Annotated in this window: 14 protein-coding genes; 13 read left to right on the top strand and 1 reads right to left on the bottom strand. The window is 60.9% G+C overall.

Going from position 1 to position 18451, the window contains the following annotated elements:
* Positions 1-964: 964 nt before the first annotated feature.
* From PspCFBP13509_RS28740 to PspCFBP13509_RS28695, 10 genes are read left to right on the top strand one after another with little or no spacing between them, the layout of a single operon-like run.
* Positions 965-1558, top strand: a complete 594-nt coding sequence (locus PspCFBP13509_RS28740; protein WP_074846266.1) for a transposase — start codon at positions 965-967, stop codon at positions 1556-1558.
* A gap of 59 nt (positions 1559-1617) precedes the next feature.
* On the top strand, positions 1618-3207 hold the full coding sequence (locus tag PspCFBP13509_RS28735) for a ShlB/FhaC/HecB family hemolysin secretion/activation protein (RefSeq protein WP_065949049.1): 1590 nt from the start codon (positions 1618-1620) through the stop codon (positions 3205-3207).
* Positions 3208-3231: 24 nt separating this feature from the next.
* Positions 3232-5031: a DUF2341 domain-containing protein gene (locus PspCFBP13509_RS28730; protein ID WP_065949048.1), complete on the top strand. Its 1800-nt coding sequence runs from the start codon at positions 3232-3234 to the stop codon at positions 5029-5031.
* Positions 5032-5042: 11 nt separating this feature from the next.
* Positions 5043-5468 (top strand): ExbD/TolR family protein, encoded by a 426-nt coding sequence (locus tag PspCFBP13509_RS28725; protein ID WP_010211136.1) that lies wholly within the window; start codon positions 5043-5045, stop codon positions 5466-5468.
* A 3-nt stretch (positions 5469-5471) separates the two neighbouring features.
* Positions 5472-6176, top strand: coding sequence for an energy transducer TonB family protein (locus PspCFBP13509_RS28720; RefSeq protein ID WP_065924370.1), 705 nt, complete (start codon positions 5472-5474; stop codon positions 6174-6176).
* 47 nt (positions 6177-6223) lie between these two features.
* Positions 6224-7924 carry a putative porin gene (locus PspCFBP13509_RS28715; RefSeq protein WP_074846269.1) on the top strand — a complete coding sequence of 567 codons (1701 nt, stop codon included), beginning with the start codon at positions 6224-6226 and terminating at the stop codon, positions 7922-7924.
* 18 nt (positions 7925-7942) lie between these two features.
* Positions 7943-8569 carry a DNA repair protein gene (locus PspCFBP13509_RS28710; RefSeq protein ID WP_065924372.1) on the top strand — a complete coding sequence of 209 codons (627 nt, stop codon included), beginning with the start codon at positions 7943-7945 and terminating at the stop codon, positions 8567-8569.
* 20 nt (positions 8570-8589) lie between these two features.
* Entirely contained in the window at positions 8590-9051 is a 462-nt protein-coding gene (locus PspCFBP13509_RS28705) for a YbjN domain-containing protein (RefSeq protein WP_074846272.1), read from the top strand.
* The gene (locus tag PspCFBP13509_RS28700; protein WP_074846275.1) at positions 9048-9989 is read left to right on the top strand and encodes a peptidylprolyl isomerase; all 942 of its coding nucleotides are present in this window, start codon (positions 9048-9050) and stop codon (positions 9987-9989) included. Before PspCFBP13509_RS28705 ends, PspCFBP13509_RS28700 begins: the two co-directional genes overlap by 4 nt.
* A gap of 51 nt (positions 9990-10040) precedes the next feature.
* Positions 10041-11021 (top strand): LysR family transcriptional regulator, encoded by a 981-nt coding sequence (locus PspCFBP13509_RS28695; RefSeq protein ID WP_065939816.1) that lies wholly within the window; start codon positions 10041-10043, stop codon positions 11019-11021.
* A 92-nt stretch (positions 11022-11113) separates the two neighbouring features.
* Here the strand turns inward: PspCFBP13509_RS28695 and PspCFBP13509_RS28690 are convergent, their stop codons facing one another.
* Positions 11114-16174: a dermonecrotic toxin domain-containing protein gene (locus PspCFBP13509_RS28690; protein WP_137213017.1), complete on the bottom strand. Its 5061-nt coding sequence runs from the start codon at positions 16172-16174 to the stop codon at positions 11114-11116.
* A gap of 165 nt (positions 16175-16339) precedes the next feature.
* On the opposite strand from PspCFBP13509_RS28690, the gene PspCFBP13509_RS28685 reads away from it, so the two are divergent.
* The 3 genes from PspCFBP13509_RS28685 to PspCFBP13509_RS28675 are packed head-to-tail and all read left to right on the top strand — an operon-like array spanning position 16340 to position 18426.
* Entirely contained in the window at positions 16340-16894 is a 555-nt protein-coding gene (locus PspCFBP13509_RS28685; RefSeq protein WP_065924377.1) for a histidine phosphatase family protein, read from the top strand.
* Between the two features lie 45 nt (positions 16895-16939).
* A complete protein-coding gene (gene cobF / locus PspCFBP13509_RS28680; RefSeq protein ID WP_065924378.1) occupies positions 16940-17695 on the top strand; it encodes a precorrin-6A synthase (deacetylating) in 756 nt (251 codons plus the stop codon).
* An 11-nt stretch (positions 17696-17706) separates the two neighbouring features.
* Positions 17707-18426 (top strand): alpha/beta hydrolase, encoded by a 720-nt coding sequence (locus PspCFBP13509_RS28675; protein WP_074846284.1) that lies wholly within the window; start codon positions 17707-17709, stop codon positions 18424-18426.
* Positions 18427-18451 lie beyond the last annotated feature (25 nt).

The following is an 18451-nucleotide window of genomic DNA, read 5'->3' as shown; positions in this document are numbered from 1 at the left end:
GTGGCGAGCTTCTTATTAGCCGACCGGTATGGTGGGGGAGACTCGGTTAAAACTGTGGGTGCGACGATTCGACTTGCTCCCGATGGCGGCCTTTGGGTCGACCATTTGTTGGAGTTGGAATGAGTACATATCCGTTGCTGCGGTAACGGCTGCCTATGGTTCCGCTCTTACAGCGGGTCACTTTTGGCAAACGCCCCAAAAGTAACCAAAAGGTCTTGCCCCACCACTCGGTGCCTCGCCTAGGCTCGGCATGCCCGAACGCAGGCTTGAATCCGTGGGCCGCCGTCATGGGCCATCCCTGGCCCAGGACGGCTAACCCGGCGTCCTGCCGGGTTACCCACGGATTCAAACCTGCATTCGGCCAGCGTGGTTAACGGGGCGCCTAAGATCAAAATCAAAATCAAAAACAGAGCAATAGCAACAGCTCGCGATACAACAGGGGGGGTCAGCTCCATTCACACTGTTGTGTAGCCCCAACGGTCACCACGATGCGANTGGCGCGTGGCGGCGGCCCCCCAAATCACTGTCGGATTACGGGCACACCGAGCCTGGGCGAGGTGCCGAGTGGTGGGGCGAAGCGTTTTTGGTTACTTTTGGCGCTCTTCCAAAAGTGACCCGCTGTAAGAGCGGAACCCTAAGTGGCCGTTACCGCAGCAACGGATATGTACCCGGTCCAATCCAAAAAAAAGGTCGGCCCAGAGGCCGCCATCGGGGGCAAGTCGAATCGTCGCACCGCCCCTCCCACATTTCCAACCGAGTACACCGGGCACAACTCCGCTCAGCTCTAGGGCCGCCAATGCAGCCTCCAGAAAAATTGCCCCCCTCACAATCCAAAATGAAGCTTTCATGACAAAAGTTCGGTAGCTCATCGCCACTTCCGTCTTGCCTATGTAACGCGCTGGAGGCCGCCACAAGCCGCTTCCCCAGCCGTCAGCGGGACGCCAGGAGTGGGGCAATGGGAACTATGGAACGTTACTCGAAAGTAGGCATGCAAGAGCTCGATCAGCGCCTGTCGAAGATCGTCGAGGCTGCGCGCAAGAAGCCGGTTTCGGTGTACCGCTACGGCGCGCCGTGGGTGTGGATCGTCTCCCAGGACGACTGGCAGGGCGCCTTGAAGGAAGTGTCCAGCTACATCCCGGCGGGGCATTCGCTGGTGTTGTTGCGCCCGCAGATCGACGAGGTGCTCGAGCAGCATCGCGACCTGCTCCAGGCCGCGTCGGGTATGTCGATCGCGCCGCAGACCGTGGTGCAGATCCTGCTGCTGCAACTGCTGTATTCGGTGCCCAGTGAACAGCAGTTGCACGAGCAACTGAACTACAACCTGCTGTTCCGCTGGTTCGTCGGCCTGGAGCTGAACCAGAAGGTGTGGAGCATCCACGCTTTGCAGCGCGACATCGCCAGCCTGTTGAACAACCCGCAGGCCGTGCAGTTGATCCAGACCATCATCGGTGAAGTGTTCTGTGGCGCCTTGCTGCACATGCCGGAGTTCTCCCTGAACTTCGCTTTGCTGCACACCTGGCTGGCGCGGCACAGCCATCTTTCGACCAGCAGCAATTGAGCAGGCCAGACGCCGTGCAATCGGCGACGGCGCAAAATCTTAGACAGTTAGGGGGCGGTGTGGAGCATCTGTTCAAATCAACGCTGGCGTTGTGCTGCCTGACGCTGGGCGTCCTGGCGCAACCGGTGTGGGCCGAGGAGGGTGGTGAGGCCCCGGCGCGCAAGGTGGACGTCAATGAGTACTTCGTGCGCGGCAATACCGTGCTCGATGCGGCGACGATCGAGGAGGCGGTGTACCCGTTCCTTGGCCCGCAAAAGACCCTGGACGATATCGAAGGCGCGCGCGATGCGTTGCAGAAGATCTACCAGGCGCGTGGCTACCAGTCGGTGTTTGTCGAGCTGCCGGAACAGAAGGTCGATGACGGCATCGTCTATCTGCAGGTCAGCGAAACCAAGGTCGGCCGCGTGCGTGTGGTCGGCGCCAAGCACTATTCGCCGGTGGAGATCCGCGAGGAAGTGCCGGGGCTCAAGGAAGGCGCGGTACCGGATTTCACCACGGTGCAAACCCAGTTGGCCGGGCTCAACCGCAGTGCCGGCCGGCAGGTCACGCCACTGGTCCGTGAAGGCCAGCGCCCCGGCACCATGGATGTGGATCTGCAGGTCGAGGACCAGAACCCCTGGCACGCCAGCCTCGGCCTGAACAACGACTACAGCGCCGACACCGAAAAGCTGCGCTCGGTCGCCACCCTGGGCTACGACAACCTCTGGCAACTGGGCCACAGCATTTCCCTGACCTACTTCACCGCGCCCCAGGACACCGAGAATGCCAAGGTCTGGTCGGGCTCCTACAGTGCGCCGCTGAACGAACGCTGGACCTTGCAGTTCTCCGGTTACCAGTCCGACAGCAACATCGCCACCATCGGCGGCAGCAACGTCTTGGGCAAGGGCCATTCCTATGGCGTATCCGCCATCTATAGCTTGCCGGCGGCGGGCAACTGGGCCAACTCGTTCTCGTTCGGGGTGGACTTCAAGGACTTCGACGAGCAGATGAAGTTCGGCGCCAGCAGCGACCAGGTGCCGCTCAAGTACGCGCCGTTCACCCTGGGCTACAACGGCTATCGCTACACCGAGCAATCCCAACTGGGGTTGGGCTTGAACCTGGTGGTCGGCACCCGTGCATTTTTTGGCTACGGCAGCGACGCCGAAGAGTTCGATTACAAGCGCTACAAGGCCAGTGCCAGTTTTGCCGTGCTCAAGGGCGACCTGAATTACACCTATACCTTCGCCAACGATTGGCAGTCGGCCTCCAAGGGCGCTTTCCAGCTGGCCTCCGGGCCGCTGGTGTCCAACGAGCAGTATTCCGCCGGCGGCGCCACCTCGGTGCGCGGCTACCTGGCGGCCGAGCGCACCGGGGACGAGGGCTATTTGCTCTCCCAGGAACTGCGCACGCCGTCCCTGGCCAAGTTCCTCGGCAGTTATGTGCAGGAGTGGCGCTTCTATGCGTTCGCCGAAGGCGCGCGCATGCGCCTGCACGACCCGCTGCCCGAGCAGGAAGACGAATACAGCCTGGCCAGTGTCGGCCTGGGCACCCGCGCCAGTTTGAGCAAGTGGTTGTCCGGCAGCCTGGATTGGGGTTACCCGCTGCTCGATGGACCGAACACCCAGAAACAGGACTCGCGACTGCACTTCAGTGTGCAGGCGACTTTCTGACTTTTTCTTCCGGAGACTTCACCCATGCAACGCCTATTCCTGAGCCTGTTGATCTGCCTGGGCTTCGCGCTCCCGGCCACTGCCCATGCCTGGTGGCAGGACGATTGGCACTACCGCAAACAGATTTCGGTGGACACCACCGCCCAGGGCGCCGCGATCAGCCAGGCCCTGGGCCGCACCGCACTGTTGGTGCGCCTGCACACCGGCAACTTCACCTTTGACGGGGTCAAGGACGACGGCGCCGACCTGCGCTTTGTGAGTGCCGATGACAAGACCGTGTTCAATCACCAGATCGAAAGCTTCGACCCGCTGATGGGCATGGCGTTGATCTGGGTCGATGTGCCCAAGGTCGAAGGCGGCCAGCGCCAGGACTTCTGGATGTACTACGGCAACCAGAAGGCCCCGGCCACCGCCAATGGCCAGCTGACGTTCGATCCGAATTACACCGCGCTCTATCACTTCGATGGCGCCAACGCGACGCCGCCACGGGACACCACGGCCTACGCCAACACCGCGTTGAACGCCACCGGCGCGAGCATCGACGGCGTGATCGGCCGCGCCTTGCAGTTCGGCGGCCAGCCGCTGCTGTTGCCGGCCAGCCCGTCGCTGCAACACGCCGCCGGCGCTGCCTTCACCTTCAGCGCCTGGCTGCGCCTGGACCAGGCCAGCGGTGAGCAAATCGTACTGGCCCGACGTGACGGTGCCCACAGCCTGTTGCTGGGCCTGAACCAGGGCTCGCCGTTTGTGGAGATCGACGGCCAGCGCGCGGTGTCGACCCAACCGCTGAACCCTGGCCAATGGCAGCACCTGGCGTTCACCGCCGAGGGCGACAAGGTCACGCTGTATGTGAATGGCCGTGAAAGCGCCACGCTCGCCGTGGCCATGCCTGGGTTCAACACGCAGCTGGCGGTCGGCGCCGACCTGCCGGAAGCCGGCAGCGCGCACCTGCCGTTCGCCGGGGCCATGGATGAGCTGCGCCTGTCCAAGGTGGCGCGCCCGGCCGCGCTGTTGCTGGCCGATGCGAGTGCCCAGGGCGCCGAGTCGAAACTGGTGGCCTACGGCGTGGATGAAGAACAGTCCGGCTTCGGCTTCGGCAGCCTGGGCTTTTTGCTCAACGCCGTGCCGGTGGACGCCTGGGTGATCATCCTGGTGCTGGTGGCGATGATGTTCCAGTCGTGGGTCATCATGCTGCGCAAGAACCGCCAGGTCAGCCGCCTCAGCAGTGCCAACGAAGTATTCCGCGAGCACTTCGCCCAGATCGGCACGCGCCTGGAGATGTATGCCGACGACGCGCAGTTGGCTGAGCGCCTGACCCACTCTTCGCTGTGGCGCCTGTACCTGGTGGCGGTCAAGGAGATCCGTACCCGGCGTGCCCAGGGCGCCGACACCTCGTCGGTGTCGGCGGCGACCATCGAAGCGATCCGTTGCTCCATGGACGGTGTGCGCACCCGTGAGAACCAGGCCCTGAGTTCCAAATTGTCGACCCTGTCCAACGCCATCGCCGGCGGCCCGTACATCGGCCTGCTCGGTACGGTGCTGGGGATCATGGTGGTGTTCCTCGGCACGGCCATGGCCGGCGACGTGAACATCAACGCCATCGCTCCGGGCATGGCGGCGGCGTTGCTGGCCACGGCCATGGGCCTGTTCGTCGCGATCCCCGCGTTGTTTGGCTACAACCGCCTGATCACGCGCAACAAGGAAGTCAGCGCCGACATGCGCGTATTCGTCGACGAGTTCATCACCCGCCTGGCGGAGATGCACGGCGAGAGCCAGCACAGTGAAACCGCGCACCGCCGCGACCATCACGCATCGGTTCCGGCCTGAGGAGAATCGCCATGGCTTCCGTAAATGCCTCCCACGACGATGACGATGATGCCGCCGTCGACAGCATCAACATCACGCCCCTGGTGGACGTGCTGATGGTGGTGCTGGTGATGTTTATCCTCACCGCCACCGCCCAGGTCTCGGGGATCCAGATCCACCTGCCCAAGGCCAGCGCCTCGGTGTCGCTGTCGGAGGCCAAGACCAAGGCCATCTCCGTGAATGACGGCGGCCAGGTGTTCCTCGACGCGTACCCGGTGACCCTCGGCGAACTGGAAGAACGCCTGCGCATCGAGAAAGCGCTGAACCCGGACTTCCCGGTGATCGTGCGCGGCGATGCGATGGTGCAGTACCAGAAAGTCATCGAGGTGCTCGACCTGCTGCGCCGGCTGGAGCTGTCCCAGGTCGGCCTGGTCACCGGCAAACCGAGCCAGGGCTGAGTGATGACCGCACAGATCCCGATCGCGCCATTGCCGGTGAAGAACAAACCGCCGTTGCGCCCATTGAAATGGGGCGCCGGCCTGTTGCTGGGCGCCGTGGCGGCCTGGTTTCTCTGGCAGTGGGCCAATGACATGAGTGGCGTACGCCGTGAAGCGCCGAAGGTGCCGACGATTATTCCGTTGCCGCCACCGCCGCCGCCACCCCCGGAAAAACCCAAGGAGCCCGAGCCCCAGGTTGAAGAGAAAGTCCCGGAACCGGTGCCCAGCCCTGAACCCGAAGAGGTCAAGCCGGCCGAGGAAGCACCGCCTTCACCGAATGAAGACCTGGCCAACCCGATGCAGATCGACGGCGATGCGCAGTCCGGTAACGACGGTTTCAATATCGGCGCCGGCAAGGGCGGCGGCATGGCCGGCAGTGGCGGCGGCGGGTTGGGGACCGGCACGTACAAGCAGTACCTGGCCGGTACCTATCAGCGCCTGATGCGCGAAGACCCGGAGCTGCGCAAGAAGGCCTTTGCGATACAGATAGACCTGTGGCTGGGCGCCGACGGCCAGGTGACGAAGGCGCTGGTGGCCAAGTCCAGCGGGGATGCCGACACCGACGCGCAGATGCTGGCGCTGATCCGTGCGCCGCGCGCCACCCAGAAACCTCCGGCGTCGCTGACGCTGCCCATGCGCCTGTCCCTCAAGGGCCGGCGTCCGGATTGATTGCACGAAACCTCTTACCTACGGTTTTTTACAGGAGTTGCGTACACATGATTTCCCCCGTGAATCGACTGACCCTGGCGGTTGGCATGGTCATCGCGACCCTGGTCGGGCAAGCCGCGGCAGCCCCGGTTGCGCCTTCGGAAAACGTCACCATCAACCTGATTCGCCTGCTGGTGCAGCAAGGTGTGCTGACCCAGGACACCGCCAATGGGCTGATCGCCCAGGCCGAAAAGGAAGCCCAGCAGGCCCGCCAGGCCAACGCCGCGCCGGTGGTTGCCAGCGGCCCGGCGACCGCGCCTGGGGATGTGCGCGTGCAGTACGTGCCGCAGGCGGTGCGCGACCAGATCCGCGACCAGGTCAAAGCCGAAGTCATGTCCACCGCCAAGCAGGAAAACTGGGCGCAGCCCAATACGTTCCCCGACTGGATCTCGCGCATCAGCTTTGATGGCGATATTCGTCTGCGCGACGAGTCGCGCTATTTCTCGGGCAACAACAGCAACAACATCACCGACTTCGCCAAGCTCAATGACACCGGCCCGTACGACGTCAACAAAAACTCCAACACCAAGTTCCCACCGCTGATCAACACCCGCGAGGACCGCGAGAACCTGTTCCGCCTGCGTGCACGCCTGGGCATGAAAGCGGTGATTTCGCCGGAATGGACCGCCGGCATTCGCATCGCCACCGGCTCCGACAATAACCCGGTGTCCACCACCCAGACCCTGGGCGGCGGCTTCGGCAAAAAGGACATCTGGCTCGACCAGGGTTACCTGAGCTGGAAAACCACCGACTACATGACGTTGACCGCCGGGCGCATCGGCAACCCGTTCTATTCCACCGACATGATGTATTCCAACGACCTCAACTTCGACGGCGTGGCGGCGATCTTCAACCACAGCCTCAACAGCGAGTGGGGCCTGTTCGGTACCCTCGGCGCCTTCCCGGTGGAGTACACCTCCGACACCGCCAGCACCAATGGTATCGACAAGGAAGACAGCGACACCAAATGGCTGTTTGGCGGGCAGATCGGCGCGGATTGGAAGATCAACCGCAGCAACCGCCTCAAACTCGCCGCGGCTTACTACCAGTTCCAGGACATCGAAGGCGAGCGCTCCAGCCCTTGCTCCACCTGGCAGGGCGCGGCAGGTTGCGACACCGACGGCACGCGCGTGGCCTTCATGCAGAAAGGCAACACGGTATTCAACCTGCGCAACAACACCACCAACCCGGCGGATCCTGCGCGCACACCCGACCCGCAGTACGTAGGCCTGGCGTCCAAGTTCGATGTGCTGGACCTCAACCTGGTCTGGGACAGCGAACTGCCCAGCGACTTCAAGCTGCGCAGCCAGGCCAACTTCATCCACAACCTGGCCTACGACAAGGGCGAGATGCTCAAGCGCAGCGAAGGCGAGATCGTCAACAACATCAACAGCAACGGCCAGTTTGAAAGTGGCGGCAATGCGCTGATGGTCTCGTTCACCCTCGGCAGCGCCCTGGAGATGCGCAAGCGCGGCGACTGGAATGTGTTGGCCGGCTACAAGTACATCCAGCCCGACGCCTTGCCCGATGGCTTCAACGACTCGTCGTTCCACCTGGGCGGCACCAACGCCAAGGGCTATTTCATTGGCGGCAACTACGGTATCGACAAGAACATCTACGCCAGTGCGCGTTGGTTGAGCGCCTCCGAAGTGTATGGCCAGCCGTTCGAAGTCGATGTGATGCAACTGGAACTCAACACGCGCTTTTGATGCGCAGGGAGATGCCACATGAATACACGAATCTGCGCGCTGTTACTGCTGCTGGTGAGTACCGGCGCGTCGGCCGAAGGCATGGAGGAGCGCCTGCGTACGCAACTGCGCAGCACCACCCAGCAATTGCAGGCGCTGCAAAGCGAACAGGCCCAGGCCAGTGCCGCACGGCTGGCCGCCGAAAACCAGGCCAAACAGGCCCAGGCGCACATCAAGCAATTGACCGCCGAGCTGGAAAAGGCCCGTGGCATGGCTGAGCAACTGGCCGGCCAGCAACAGAGCCTGCACAGCCAGGCGCAGGCCCAGGTGGCGGCGAGCAACGAGCAGATCGGCAAGTTCAAGAAGGCCTATGACGAATTGCTGGTGCTGGCCAAGGGTAAAGAAGTCGAGCGCGCGCGCCTGCAGGCGGCCTTAAGCGAACGTGACACACAAGTGCAGCAATGTTCAGTCAAGAATCAACAGATGTACGGCGTGGCCCAGCAGTTGCTCGCGGCCTACGAAAAAATCGATGTGGCCGAGGTGATGAGCATTCGCCAGCCGTTCGCCAGCAGCGCACGGGTCAAGTTCGAGGAACTGGCCCAGGGTTTTGGCGACGATCTGTACAAGAGCCGTTTTGATGCGCCCCAGGCAGCCGCCAATCACTGATAGACAAGGAAGAGATCACCATGAGCGAATTGATCACCAGCGTCACCGTCCAGAGCCTCACCGACCTGTTGCAGGGCGCCGGCTACCGGGTTAACCAGAGCGAACAGAACGGCATCGTGCAGTTGCTCAGCGCCAGCCAGGGCATCGGCTTTGCCGTGCGCTTCGGTAACCCGGCGGCGGAGCAGGGCAGCTATGTGGACTTCACCTACAGCTGCGCGCTGCGGGTACAGGGCGAGTTGCCCGAGGGCCTGGCCCCGGTATGGAACGCCTCGCGGCGCTTTGCACGGTTGTCGGTGCAGGGCGAGTTCCTGTTGATGGAAATGGACGTGGTGGTGGCCGGCGTTGGCGTCACGCACCTGCGCAGCCAGCTGGAATTGTGGGATCGCCTGTTGCAGGAGTTTATCGTCTACCTGCGTGAGTACAGCCAGCAGGCCGCGCAGTTGCAGGCTGCCGCGGTGGGTGAAGAGGCGGCGGTGCTGTGAAAAAGCCAACCCTGATGCTCGGCGCGGGGGCGCTGGCTGTGCTGGTGGTGGCCGTGGCGTTGAGCCTGCGACCGGGCAGCGACCCGGTGGCGGCGCAGCAACCGGCGCCGGTGATCAATCCCGCGCCGAGCGGGCCAGCGGTGGCGCGCCTGGGCAACCAGCAGATCGACCTGGTGGAGCTGAAAAGCGTGCTGGCCAGCCTGCCGGCCGAATCCCGCGAGCAACTGCGCGGCAACCGTGGCGCCCTGGAAACCTGGATCCGCTCACGCCTGGCGCAAAAAGCCGTGCTTGAACAGGCCGATGCCCAGGGCTGGCGCCAGCGCCCGGAGGTGGAGCAGCAGACCCGCGCCGCCGCCGAGCAGATCGTGTTTCGCGACTACATGCTGTCGGTCAGCCAGGTACCGGCCGACTACCCCAGCGCCGCCGAGTTGCAACAGGCCTACGACAGCGGCAAGGCGCAATGGGTGACGCCGCCGTTGTACCAGGTGAGCCAGATTTTCCTCGCGGTGAATGACCCGCAAAACCTCGATGCCGTACGGCGCCAGGCCCAGGAACTGAGCCGCAAGGCCCAGGCCGCACCGGCTGATTTTGCCGCCCTGGCCACGCAGTTTTCCCAGGACCCCGACAGCGCCGCGCGCGGTGGCGATTCGGGGATGCAGCCGTTGCAGCAACTGGTGCCGGAGGTGCGCGGCGCGGTGGCGCGGCTCAAGGTCGGTGCGGTCTCGGACGTGGTGCAGAGCCCGGCCGGGTTTCATGTGCTCAAGCTCATCGGCCAGCAACCGGCGCGCACCGCCACCCTGGACGAGCTGCGTGAACGCCTGACCCAGGCCCTGCGCGCCCAGCGCCAGGAACAGATCGCCAAGGCCTACCTGGAAGGCATGCTCAACACCGCGACCTTGAGTATCGACGGCGCCGAGTTGAACAAAGTGCTGGAGTAACACGCCTCAACCCGCATTGGATGCACAGACCAACCAGACAGGGAGTCTCCCATGGCATTTCTCGAACCGTCTGCCCCACAGGGGCCCACTGCTTACCGTGCACCTACCGAGCCACGCAGTGCCTGGCTGGCCCTGGCCAGCGAGATCGACCCGGAGGTGGCCCGCTACTTTCTGGTGAGTGCGCGCTGCGGCTGTTTCATGCAGGCCGCGCGCAGCCTGAATATCAAGGCAACCCTGTTGCGCAAGCGCCTGGCCCAGCTGGAGGAGCACCTGCGCCATGCGCTGTTCAGCTACCAGGGCAACGGCCTGGTGCTCAGCCGCGACGGCCAGCAATTGCAGGCCCAACTGATCGCCCTGGCCCATGAACGGCGCCTGCCGGTACTGGAACAGCCGCTGATTCGCCTGGCGGTGGCCGAGCCGATCCTGCACGACATCCTCGGCCGCGACCTGATCGCCTTGCTGCGCCGCAATGCCAGCGTGCGCCTGGAGATCATCTCCCTCGACAGCCACCTGTCCCTGCAGGCGGTGGACGTGGATGTGGTGCTGTGGCTGGCGGACACCGACGGCCCGGTGCCCGGCCCGAGCTTTGTCACCGAACCGCCGCGGGCGCTGGCGCGATTGCGGTACCTGCCGCATATCGCCAAGCGCTATTCACGCCTGACCACGCGCCCGGACAGCGTGGAAGACCTGGCTGACTACATGCTGGTGCAATGGCAGCCGGACGCCCAGGTCGAGGCGCTGCAGCCGTGGAACCAGGTGGTGCAACAACGCCAGGCGGCGGTGGTGCAGGTGCATGCCTATTCGCTGATGCTGGAGATGATCCGCTGCGGCGCCTGCATCGGTTTGCTGCCGCACTACATGAGCAGCTTCGACCGGGGGCTGGTGGCGTTGCCGGGGTTGTTGGCCGAGGACAGCATGCAGCGCCAGGTGTGGCTGGCGGTGAATGCGCAGGTGCGCCACCCCGAGGCGGTGCAGATGATCGTCGAGTTGATCGTCGGTACGTTCGAGGGGCGGCGGGAGTGGTTTGATTAGTGGAAACAGCTTTGCAAATCGAGCCGTTCACTGCTCTGGGAGGCTGGGCGGGCTGCCGCCACCGTTAAGGCGGCGACGGCCGTGCGCACCCCTCACTCGGGTGTGAAGGTTTTCCACTCGTTTACCGCTGGCTCCACTTCACTTCGAGAATCGCGCATCAGCCAGTACCTGCCTTCTGTGACTTCAAAGAAAGGGACGTTACCCATGGGAGCCTCTACGGTCAGGCCAGTGGCATTGGCCAGCTTCTGGGGGAAGGCCGTCTGGGCAGCCTTATCGACGAGCAATCTAAGTGAGGTGGATTTTGTTTTGTCGCGCACCGGGGCGATCAGTGTGGCAAGGCTTTCCGGCGTCTGAGAGGTGGCTTCATTCAAGGACCCTTCAAATGTGTCTAGGGTGACTTCACTCCCCACGATATTTAATCGGTTATTTGGATTTTTGCCCGATCCATCAATGAAAAATTCAAATTGTTTATTTTCAGACGGGATCATCAGAATACTCTGGGCCTTCTGTTCGGGCGCTGATAGTTTTTCAAAGTCTCGGAAGTCATCGTAGCTGCGTATCGTCGCATCTTGTCGCGTGGGGATGAAGCTGGGATCGCTGGGGGATAGTTTGACTTTTGGTGGCCCGAAACGAGAAGGTTTGTAATTTGTCTCGACTGTCGCAACCACGGGTTCTTCAGTGGTTCCGATATTTATCTGTATCGGCTTGCCGTGTGGCTTGCTCGCCGTGGCGCTGGTGTAGTCTTGGACATATTTTTGTTGCATCGTAAGGCCTGCGAGTGTGTCGACTTCATCTTTAGATAGTGCAGGAAACTCTTTTGTAAAGTCAGTTACAAAATCATTGAATACGTCTTGGGGGTGAGTGCCCAGTGCAAAGCCTGAGTACACTTTTCCTTCAAAGCCTTTGAACGGTACGCCTGTAACTTCATGTAGATCGGTAGCGAGAGCTTTATCACCTCCATTTGCGGAGTAGCAGGTGAGGATACGCGCTGCTTTATAGTCTTTAATGTCGATGCCTCGGCTCAAGAGCTCAAAATATATGTCGCTGGCTGATAGTTTTCTTCCACCTTCGCCCATTAGTTTTGTCGGTTCGCCCGGTTCTGGCTCATATCCATGCCCGATAATATTTATGCGTTTTTCACCGTTGTAGACATCTTCAAAAGTTTGAACGCCACCATCGATGGCCTTGACGTTTTCGATGCGCCCTCCCAACGCCACGATATTGTTCGTTATTGGCGATCGCGCAACTTCGGGCAACATGCCGACGGTATTGCTTGAGTTTGAATGTGCCGCAGATGCTGAGCCTGGAGAGCGTGTACGTAAGTGAAGTACCAGTATTGCGAGGTTGGTCAACAGATCGGTAACGGCGGCTTCCTTGTGGCCGTCCTTTTCATTGGCCAGGGTTTCGATATCGCCAAGGATTCCCTGAGTTTGCAACGCCAGGCCGATGACGGCTGCGGGGCCGCGAAGGGCGGGCAAGACGGCGTTGAGGACGAGAAACCCACCTTCTTTCAGGGTTGCCCAGCGACTTTCCGCGTTTGACACCGTTTGCTGTTCGGCCAGCGTTGTCACGGTCTTGGCGTTAGCCTCGTACAGGTGGCTCATCAGTTGCCCGGCTTGCAGTTTTGCCCCTATGTCATCAATCCCGGCGCCGGTGGTGGCGAGTGTGGGGGCCGCCGGTGTGCTCGGTATAGTGAAGTCATCAATAAACACTCTGTTACGGTGCAGGTGAGGTTCGCTGAAACCACCGTGGGCATAGACTGTGCGGGTCGTTTCATCGGGCATCCAGGCCAGAATATCGTTTTGTAACTTTCCGGGTTTCTGGATGGCCTCCATCAATGCCTTGCGAGAAGGAAACTGCATCAGTGGAGCATCGGCCATCAGCGGGCGATAGAGAACATGCGGACCGACGGTGCTGTCCTTGGGTTCGATCAGGTACATGTTCTCGACGATGTCAGGCGATGCGCCAGGTTCGGGCACGAATGCCAATGGGCGCATCGTGATTTCATTGCCATTGACGGACTTGGTACCGGGAGTGGGGTCAAGTACCGCTTGAAGGTAACGAAACCCCATGGCGTTATCGAAACCAGACGCGCCTTTGGCGGTCAACTCCAGCGCCTTCATCTTTAGTTCAATCGGTACTTGTTGCACAAAACGTAGCTGACGTTCTGCTTTTTTTGCAGGGTCATCCAGCAACTCGCGTTTAAGCAAGTCTGGGTAGTTCTTTCCGACGTTGACTTTTTCAATCAACGCTTTGAGGGCGCCTTCTTTGCCCAGCGCCGGTATCAGCGTTCCCGTTGGTTTGTGGCGGACCTCTATGCTACCGCCAGGTAATCCAGCAAGGTTCTGGATGAACGCGTCGCTCAGGGCCATTTTAGTGGTCTGGATGGCTCCGAATCCGAACCCGGCCCCCGTGCCGCCATACGGCGTGTGAAACAGCACTTCTACATCATTGATGTCATAAGGGACGGGGGGCGGTGACAGCGCATTCAGTTGGTTCTGGGTATACGTGCGGATATCCGGGATACCGCTGTTATAGGTGTGTTCGTTGTTGCGATGCATGTAGCCCGCCAGTTCCATGGTGAGCTCATGCAGGATGAAGCGGTTGGCATCGGAGGTATTTTTTATCCAGTCGGACATCTTGTTCTGGGGCTGCCCAGGAGGCTGCGAGTCGAGCAGTGTGGAGTCGGTGGTGACTGCATCCGCTGCTTTGCTGTTGATAATAATGCTTGCTTGGATGTAGAACGCATTCACGTCCAATTGGGTGAGGGCGGTGCTGAACGTTGTGGTCGGCTGTTGTGTTTTCAGGTTTTGGTCCCAGGCCTGTTTGACTGCGGCCAACGAGGCATAGGGGGTTACCTTGCCGCTTGGCTCGCACACCAGCACGATCGTACGTCCCGCCACCTTACGTTCCATGACCAGGTTGGGGGTTAGATATTGCGGGGTATCGGGACGACTACTGTCAGTGCTGGAGAACCTATACACGATCACTTCGGAGCCGTCAGCCAATTTGGGACGTGTCGATCCTTGGGGATACCTTACCGCCATGTCGAGGGTTTCGCGTTGCAAGTCATCCAGCCCAGGGTGTTTCAGGCTGGCCAGGCGCAGGTTGCTACGTATCAGTTCACTGAGCATCAACCGACGATCTCCGGCGAAAATGGGCGTGACACTCACCGCCGTGTCGGCGCCTAAACCAGGGGCCGGTTCGTTGAAAGGTGGCTTGCCCCAATAATCGAGTTTGGCTGTCTGAAGCGCTTCGTTCAGCTTGCCGGGTAACTGGCTGATCGCCTGTTGGAGCGCTGATTTATCGATGTCAAGCGCGGTGCCCGCAGGATCGCCTGTACGTGCCTGCACGTCCGCACGAGTGTCGACAAACTTGCCGTCACTGCTGAACACGGGAGCGTCAGCGCCGGCGATGTGGTTAATCGCCAGTTCCATCAGGGGTATTTCCAGGTATTGACCGGGATTTGCCGGGTCGGGGACGGCGAAGGCCAACTGCTGGACATCCACATTCAATGAGGGGGATGCCTTATTGATGGCGTCCTTGAGCAATCCGGCTACCACTGCTTGCATGTTCGGTTCCCCTTCAAACAGACGCTGGCCGATGGTGTTCACGGGCCCAACGGTCGGCGGGGCGGGCGGCGTGGGTATGGCCGCATCGACCAGGTTGCGTCTGAACGGCGGTGTGGGAGTGGCGAAGCTGGGAACTGGGAGTCCTTCCCTGCGCGCCACGCGCTGTTTGGCTACCTGTTGGCGTTCGCGAACCACAAGGGAGGCGGCGTCGTTCGGAGGATTGTCTTTGAGCAGGGCGGGGAAACCGTCGCGAATGAGCCCCGCGTTTTGTTCGGCCCACTGCGGTGAGCCGTAATGTTCGCGTACGCCGTAAAATTCCATAATGCCCGCTATCGGGTAGAGATAGTCTCCGTAGTTGTAGTTCGGCAAGGCCATCGGCCCGCTACCTCCTATCTCGCGGGCCACTTTCAAGATGGCAGGTTGAAGGGCTGCCCACTGTTTATGTTCAGCGGGAAGTGTGAGCCATTTGATGCGTCCGTCTGAGTCTGGCCCCCAGGCAGACAGACGCCCATCCGAATGGATCACTACACTTTCGATATCCAGGTTGTGTGCTTGCATGAAGCGCTTGAACGCGTCGCTGGAGAGCGCCTCTTTATAGGCTTGTGCTGCCTGTACATAGGACGAATCTTCAGGGGTACCGATGAGGACCCCCTTGGTCGCGTCGGCGCGGGGGTTCATGGCTTTGATTGTCACCAGCCTGCTGAGCATGCGCGCCAGTTCCCGGTCGGCTTCCTCGACACGTTCCGAAGGTGTCGGTGTGCGGTTTGCGTCAGCTACCCCCCTGGTGTGGTTATAGGTTGCCATGGCGATGGCGTTCTCTACTTCGGCTTGTGCCGTCCTGACGCGCGTGGCTTGCGGCGTAAGTGGGCCGTTTAAGGGCATCAGGGTTTTGAATTTATTGTTGTACTGCAAGTCGCGTATCGCACTGGGCAGGTCGTTTGGAAAGTTCGAGAAGGCTTCGCCATAGAAGTTGCTCACCACGTCAATGGGCGCGTTGCGTGCGCCGGTGTACCGAAACGATTCAAGTCGACCGGCGGCTACTTCTTTTGCCGCCGCTGCAACACCTGCGCTGGCTTCTTTCCAGCCGGGCGTATGGCTCGAGAAGAGTTGAATTTTGCCATTGATACTGCATTCCATATCATCCGCGTGGGGGAACCATCTGATCGTGGAAATATCGATGTTATTTTCCTTGGCATAGCGTGCAAACGGCTCTTGAGTGAGTGCTTGAGCGAAGAGTGCCCACGCCTGGCCGAAGGTGGAAAATGGTGGAATGTCAGTGATCGTTGGAAGTTGACCACCGTTTTTTATCACGGACTTTTTGCGACTTTCCAGCAACATCAATGCGGCGCAATACTGGCTTGCCATTTCACTGTCGCTTTTCTCCACAAGGTGTTTGCTTTGTTTCTGGATGCGTTGAAAACGTGCATCCGTTGGGGAGGGCTGCGGATTCACAGGCCACTGTGTGACAGTTTGAGTAAGTGATCGTTTGGCTCTTGGATGTTCTGACGCGCCATTGTTCTGACCGGCCTCCTGTGAGACCGGGTGCGGCTGTACGACAATCGCCTGGGGCGTGATAATCATGAGGTTTTCTCGTAATGGGCAGGGAAATAACGACACCGTAATTGCACTTTGCTGCGTCCGACGTATGACGCGTGGCTTGTAGGGAGTGGTATGGTTAAACTCGGCGGTTCCGCACGTGTGTATCAGGTTTATACGAGGCGCTATCCCGATGCAGAGTGAGCAGTGATGCAGGCCTCCCGCTTGAGCCTCATTTGCCATGCCGCCACACCCGCTCAAAAGTACGGGCGTTTTCCCGATAACGAGTCCGTGGTCATGGATTGGCAAGCGGCGGCGCTGTCCCTGGCCGGGCGCTATAAGAAGAAAACGCGTCTGCTGTGCGCGCCCGAGGCACGCGCCTGGCAAACGGCAGGATTGTTCGGCAGTCAGGCGGTGATTGAAGAGGCCTTGCGCGATGGCGACTTTGGCGACTGGAAGGGCCAGGCCATCAGTCAGTTACGCAGCGATGCGTTAATGGACTGGATGACCCACAGCACCCGTGCGCCCCACGGTGGCGAGTCGGTCGAGCAGATTTGCGCGCGGGTCGCGGCGTGGATGAAAACGCTTGAGGCGCAACCCGGGCACGTGGTGGCCATTACCCATCCCTTTGTGATCCGCGCGGCGATGTTGCACGTCATGCAGTTTCCGGTGTCGATGTTCTATCGGATCGATGTCGAGCCCCTGTCCGCTACCGAACTGCGCTTCAACACGGTGTGGCGCTTGCGCCTGGAAACTCACGCCTGAGTGCGTGAACATGGCAAAATCCACGCCCCGCAATGAGAGCAACCCATGAAACGCATCCTGATCATCGGCATTGGCGCCGGCAACCCTGACTACATCACGATGCAGGCCGTGAAAGCGCTGAACCGCACCGACGTGTTTTTCCTGATGGACAAGGGCCAGAGCAAGGACAAGTTGATCGACCTTCGCCGCGAGATCTGCGAGACCTACATCACCGAACCTGGCTACCGCTTTGTCGAGGCCGAGTGCCCCGAGCGCGTACGTGGCGAGATCGACTACACGACTGCTGTGCAGGACCTCAACCGCGACAAGCAGGCAACTTTCGAGCGCATGATCAACGAGGAAATGGCCGACGGTGAAGTCGGTGCGTTCCTGGCCTGGGGCGACCCGGCGCTGTACGACAGCACTATCCGCATCTTGCAGGCGATCCTGGCCAGTGGCCGCTGCGCCTTTGAATTCGAAGTGATCCCCGGTATCACCAGCGTGCAGGCCCTGGCGGCCCAGCATAAGGTGGCGTTGAACCGTATCGGCAAGTCCATCGAGATCACCACCGGGCGTCGATTGGCGGCGGGGCAGGCCAGCGATGCCGATACCCTGGTGGTCATGCTCGATGCGGAAGATTCCTACCGTACGGTGGCCGATCAGGACCTGGATATTTACTGGGGTGCTTACCTGGGCACGCCAGACGAGATCCTGATCAGCGGCAAAGTCAGTGAAGTGGCTGAAGAGATCGAACGGGTGCGCAAGGCGGCGCGCCTGGAGAATGGCTGGATCATGGACACTTACTTGTTGCGCAAACCCTGAGGTAACGTCCCATGCTCAAACTGCTTGCCCTCGCACTGACCCTGGTGGCCGGCGTTGCCCACGCTGATTCCGAGCTGCACACCGATTTGCCGCTGGCGTACCTGGAACAGACCCAGGGCGATGCGCGCAACGAGCCGCTGGTGATTTTCCTGCACGGGTTCGGTAGCAATGAGGAAGATCTGTTTGGCATCAAGGACGCGCTGCCGTCCACCTGGACCTACCTGTCGGCCCGTGCGCCGACGCCGGTGCAGCCGAATGGCTTTCGCTGGTTTACCAAGGCGCCGGGTGACGGTGACTACGATGGTGTGACCGCTGATTTGCAGAGCAGCGCCAAGCTGATCAAGGACTTTGTCGGCAAAGCCACCGCCAAGTATCACACCCGGCCTGACCGGGTGTTCCTGGTGGGGTTCAGCCAGGGCGCGATCATGTCGTATGAGGTGGCCTTGCGCGACCCGCAGCTGGTGCGCGGCATTGCGGCATTGAGTGGCAGCGTGCTGCCGGTGCTCAAGGCTGAGCTGAAGCCGGATGAGCGCTTGAACAAATTGGCGATCTTTATCGGCCACGGCACCCTGGACCAGGCACTGCCGTATGCGTCGGCGACGCGGGCGAATGAGGTGTTGGTGGGGCTTGGGTTGAAGCCGGAGTTTCATGGCTATCCGGGGATGAACCACACGGTCAGTGAGGCGGAAGTGCAGGACTTGAAAGCGTGGCTGGAAACAAATTTGAAGTGAGCGCGCTGAATGAAGGTGGGAGGGG

Source organism: Pseudomonas sp. CFBP13509, assembly GCF_005233485.1.
Taxonomy (GTDB): Bacteria; Pseudomonadota; Gammaproteobacteria; order Pseudomonadales; family Pseudomonadaceae; genus Aquipseudomonas; species Aquipseudomonas marginalis.
The sequence above is the reverse complement of the archived record's forward strand: the minus strand, read 5'-3'. Positions and strand labels throughout refer to the sequence as shown.

Bases quoted from the DNA above. Each gene is read 5' to 3' on its own strand.
- PspCFBP13509_RS28730 (WP_065949048.1), top strand. From the start codon at position 3,232: ATGCAACGCCTATTCCTGAGCCTGTTGATCTGCCTGGGCTTCGCGCTC.
- PspCFBP13509_RS28675 (WP_074846284.1), top strand. From the start codon at position 17,707: ATGCTCAAACTGCTTGCCCTCGCACTGACCCTGGTGGCCGGCGTTGCC.
- PspCFBP13509_RS28740 (WP_074846266.1), top strand. From the start codon at position 965: ATGGAACGTTACTCGAAAGTAGGCATGCAAGAGCTCGATCAGCGCCTG.
- PspCFBP13509_RS28690 (WP_137213017.1), bottom strand. From the start codon at position 16,174: ATGATTATCACGCCCCAGGCGATTGTCGTACAGCCGCACCCGGTCTCA.
- PspCFBP13509_RS28720 (WP_065924370.1), top strand. From the start codon at position 5,472: ATGACCGCACAGATCCCGATCGCGCCATTGCCGGTGAAGAACAAACCG.
- PspCFBP13509_RS28685 (WP_065924377.1), top strand. From the start codon at position 16,340: ATGCAGGCCTCCCGCTTGAGCCTCATTTGCCATGCCGCCACACCCGCT.
- PspCFBP13509_RS28695 (WP_065939816.1), top strand. From the start codon at position 10,041: ATGGCATTTCTCGAACCGTCTGCCCCACAGGGGCCCACTGCTTACCGT.
- PspCFBP13509_RS28715 (WP_074846269.1), top strand. From the start codon at position 6,224: ATGATTTCCCCCGTGAATCGACTGACCCTGGCGGTTGGCATGGTCATC.
- PspCFBP13509_RS28725 (WP_010211136.1), top strand. From the start codon at position 5,043: ATGGCTTCCGTAAATGCCTCCCACGACGATGACGATGATGCCGCCGTC.
- PspCFBP13509_RS28705 (WP_074846272.1), top strand. From the start codon at position 8,590: ATGAGCGAATTGATCACCAGCGTCACCGTCCAGAGCCTCACCGACCTG.
- PspCFBP13509_RS28710 (WP_065924372.1), top strand. From the start codon at position 7,943: ATGAATACACGAATCTGCGCGCTGTTACTGCTGCTGGTGAGTACCGGC.
- cobF (WP_065924378.1), top strand. From the start codon at position 16,940: ATGAAACGCATCCTGATCATCGGCATTGGCGCCGGCAACCCTGACTAC.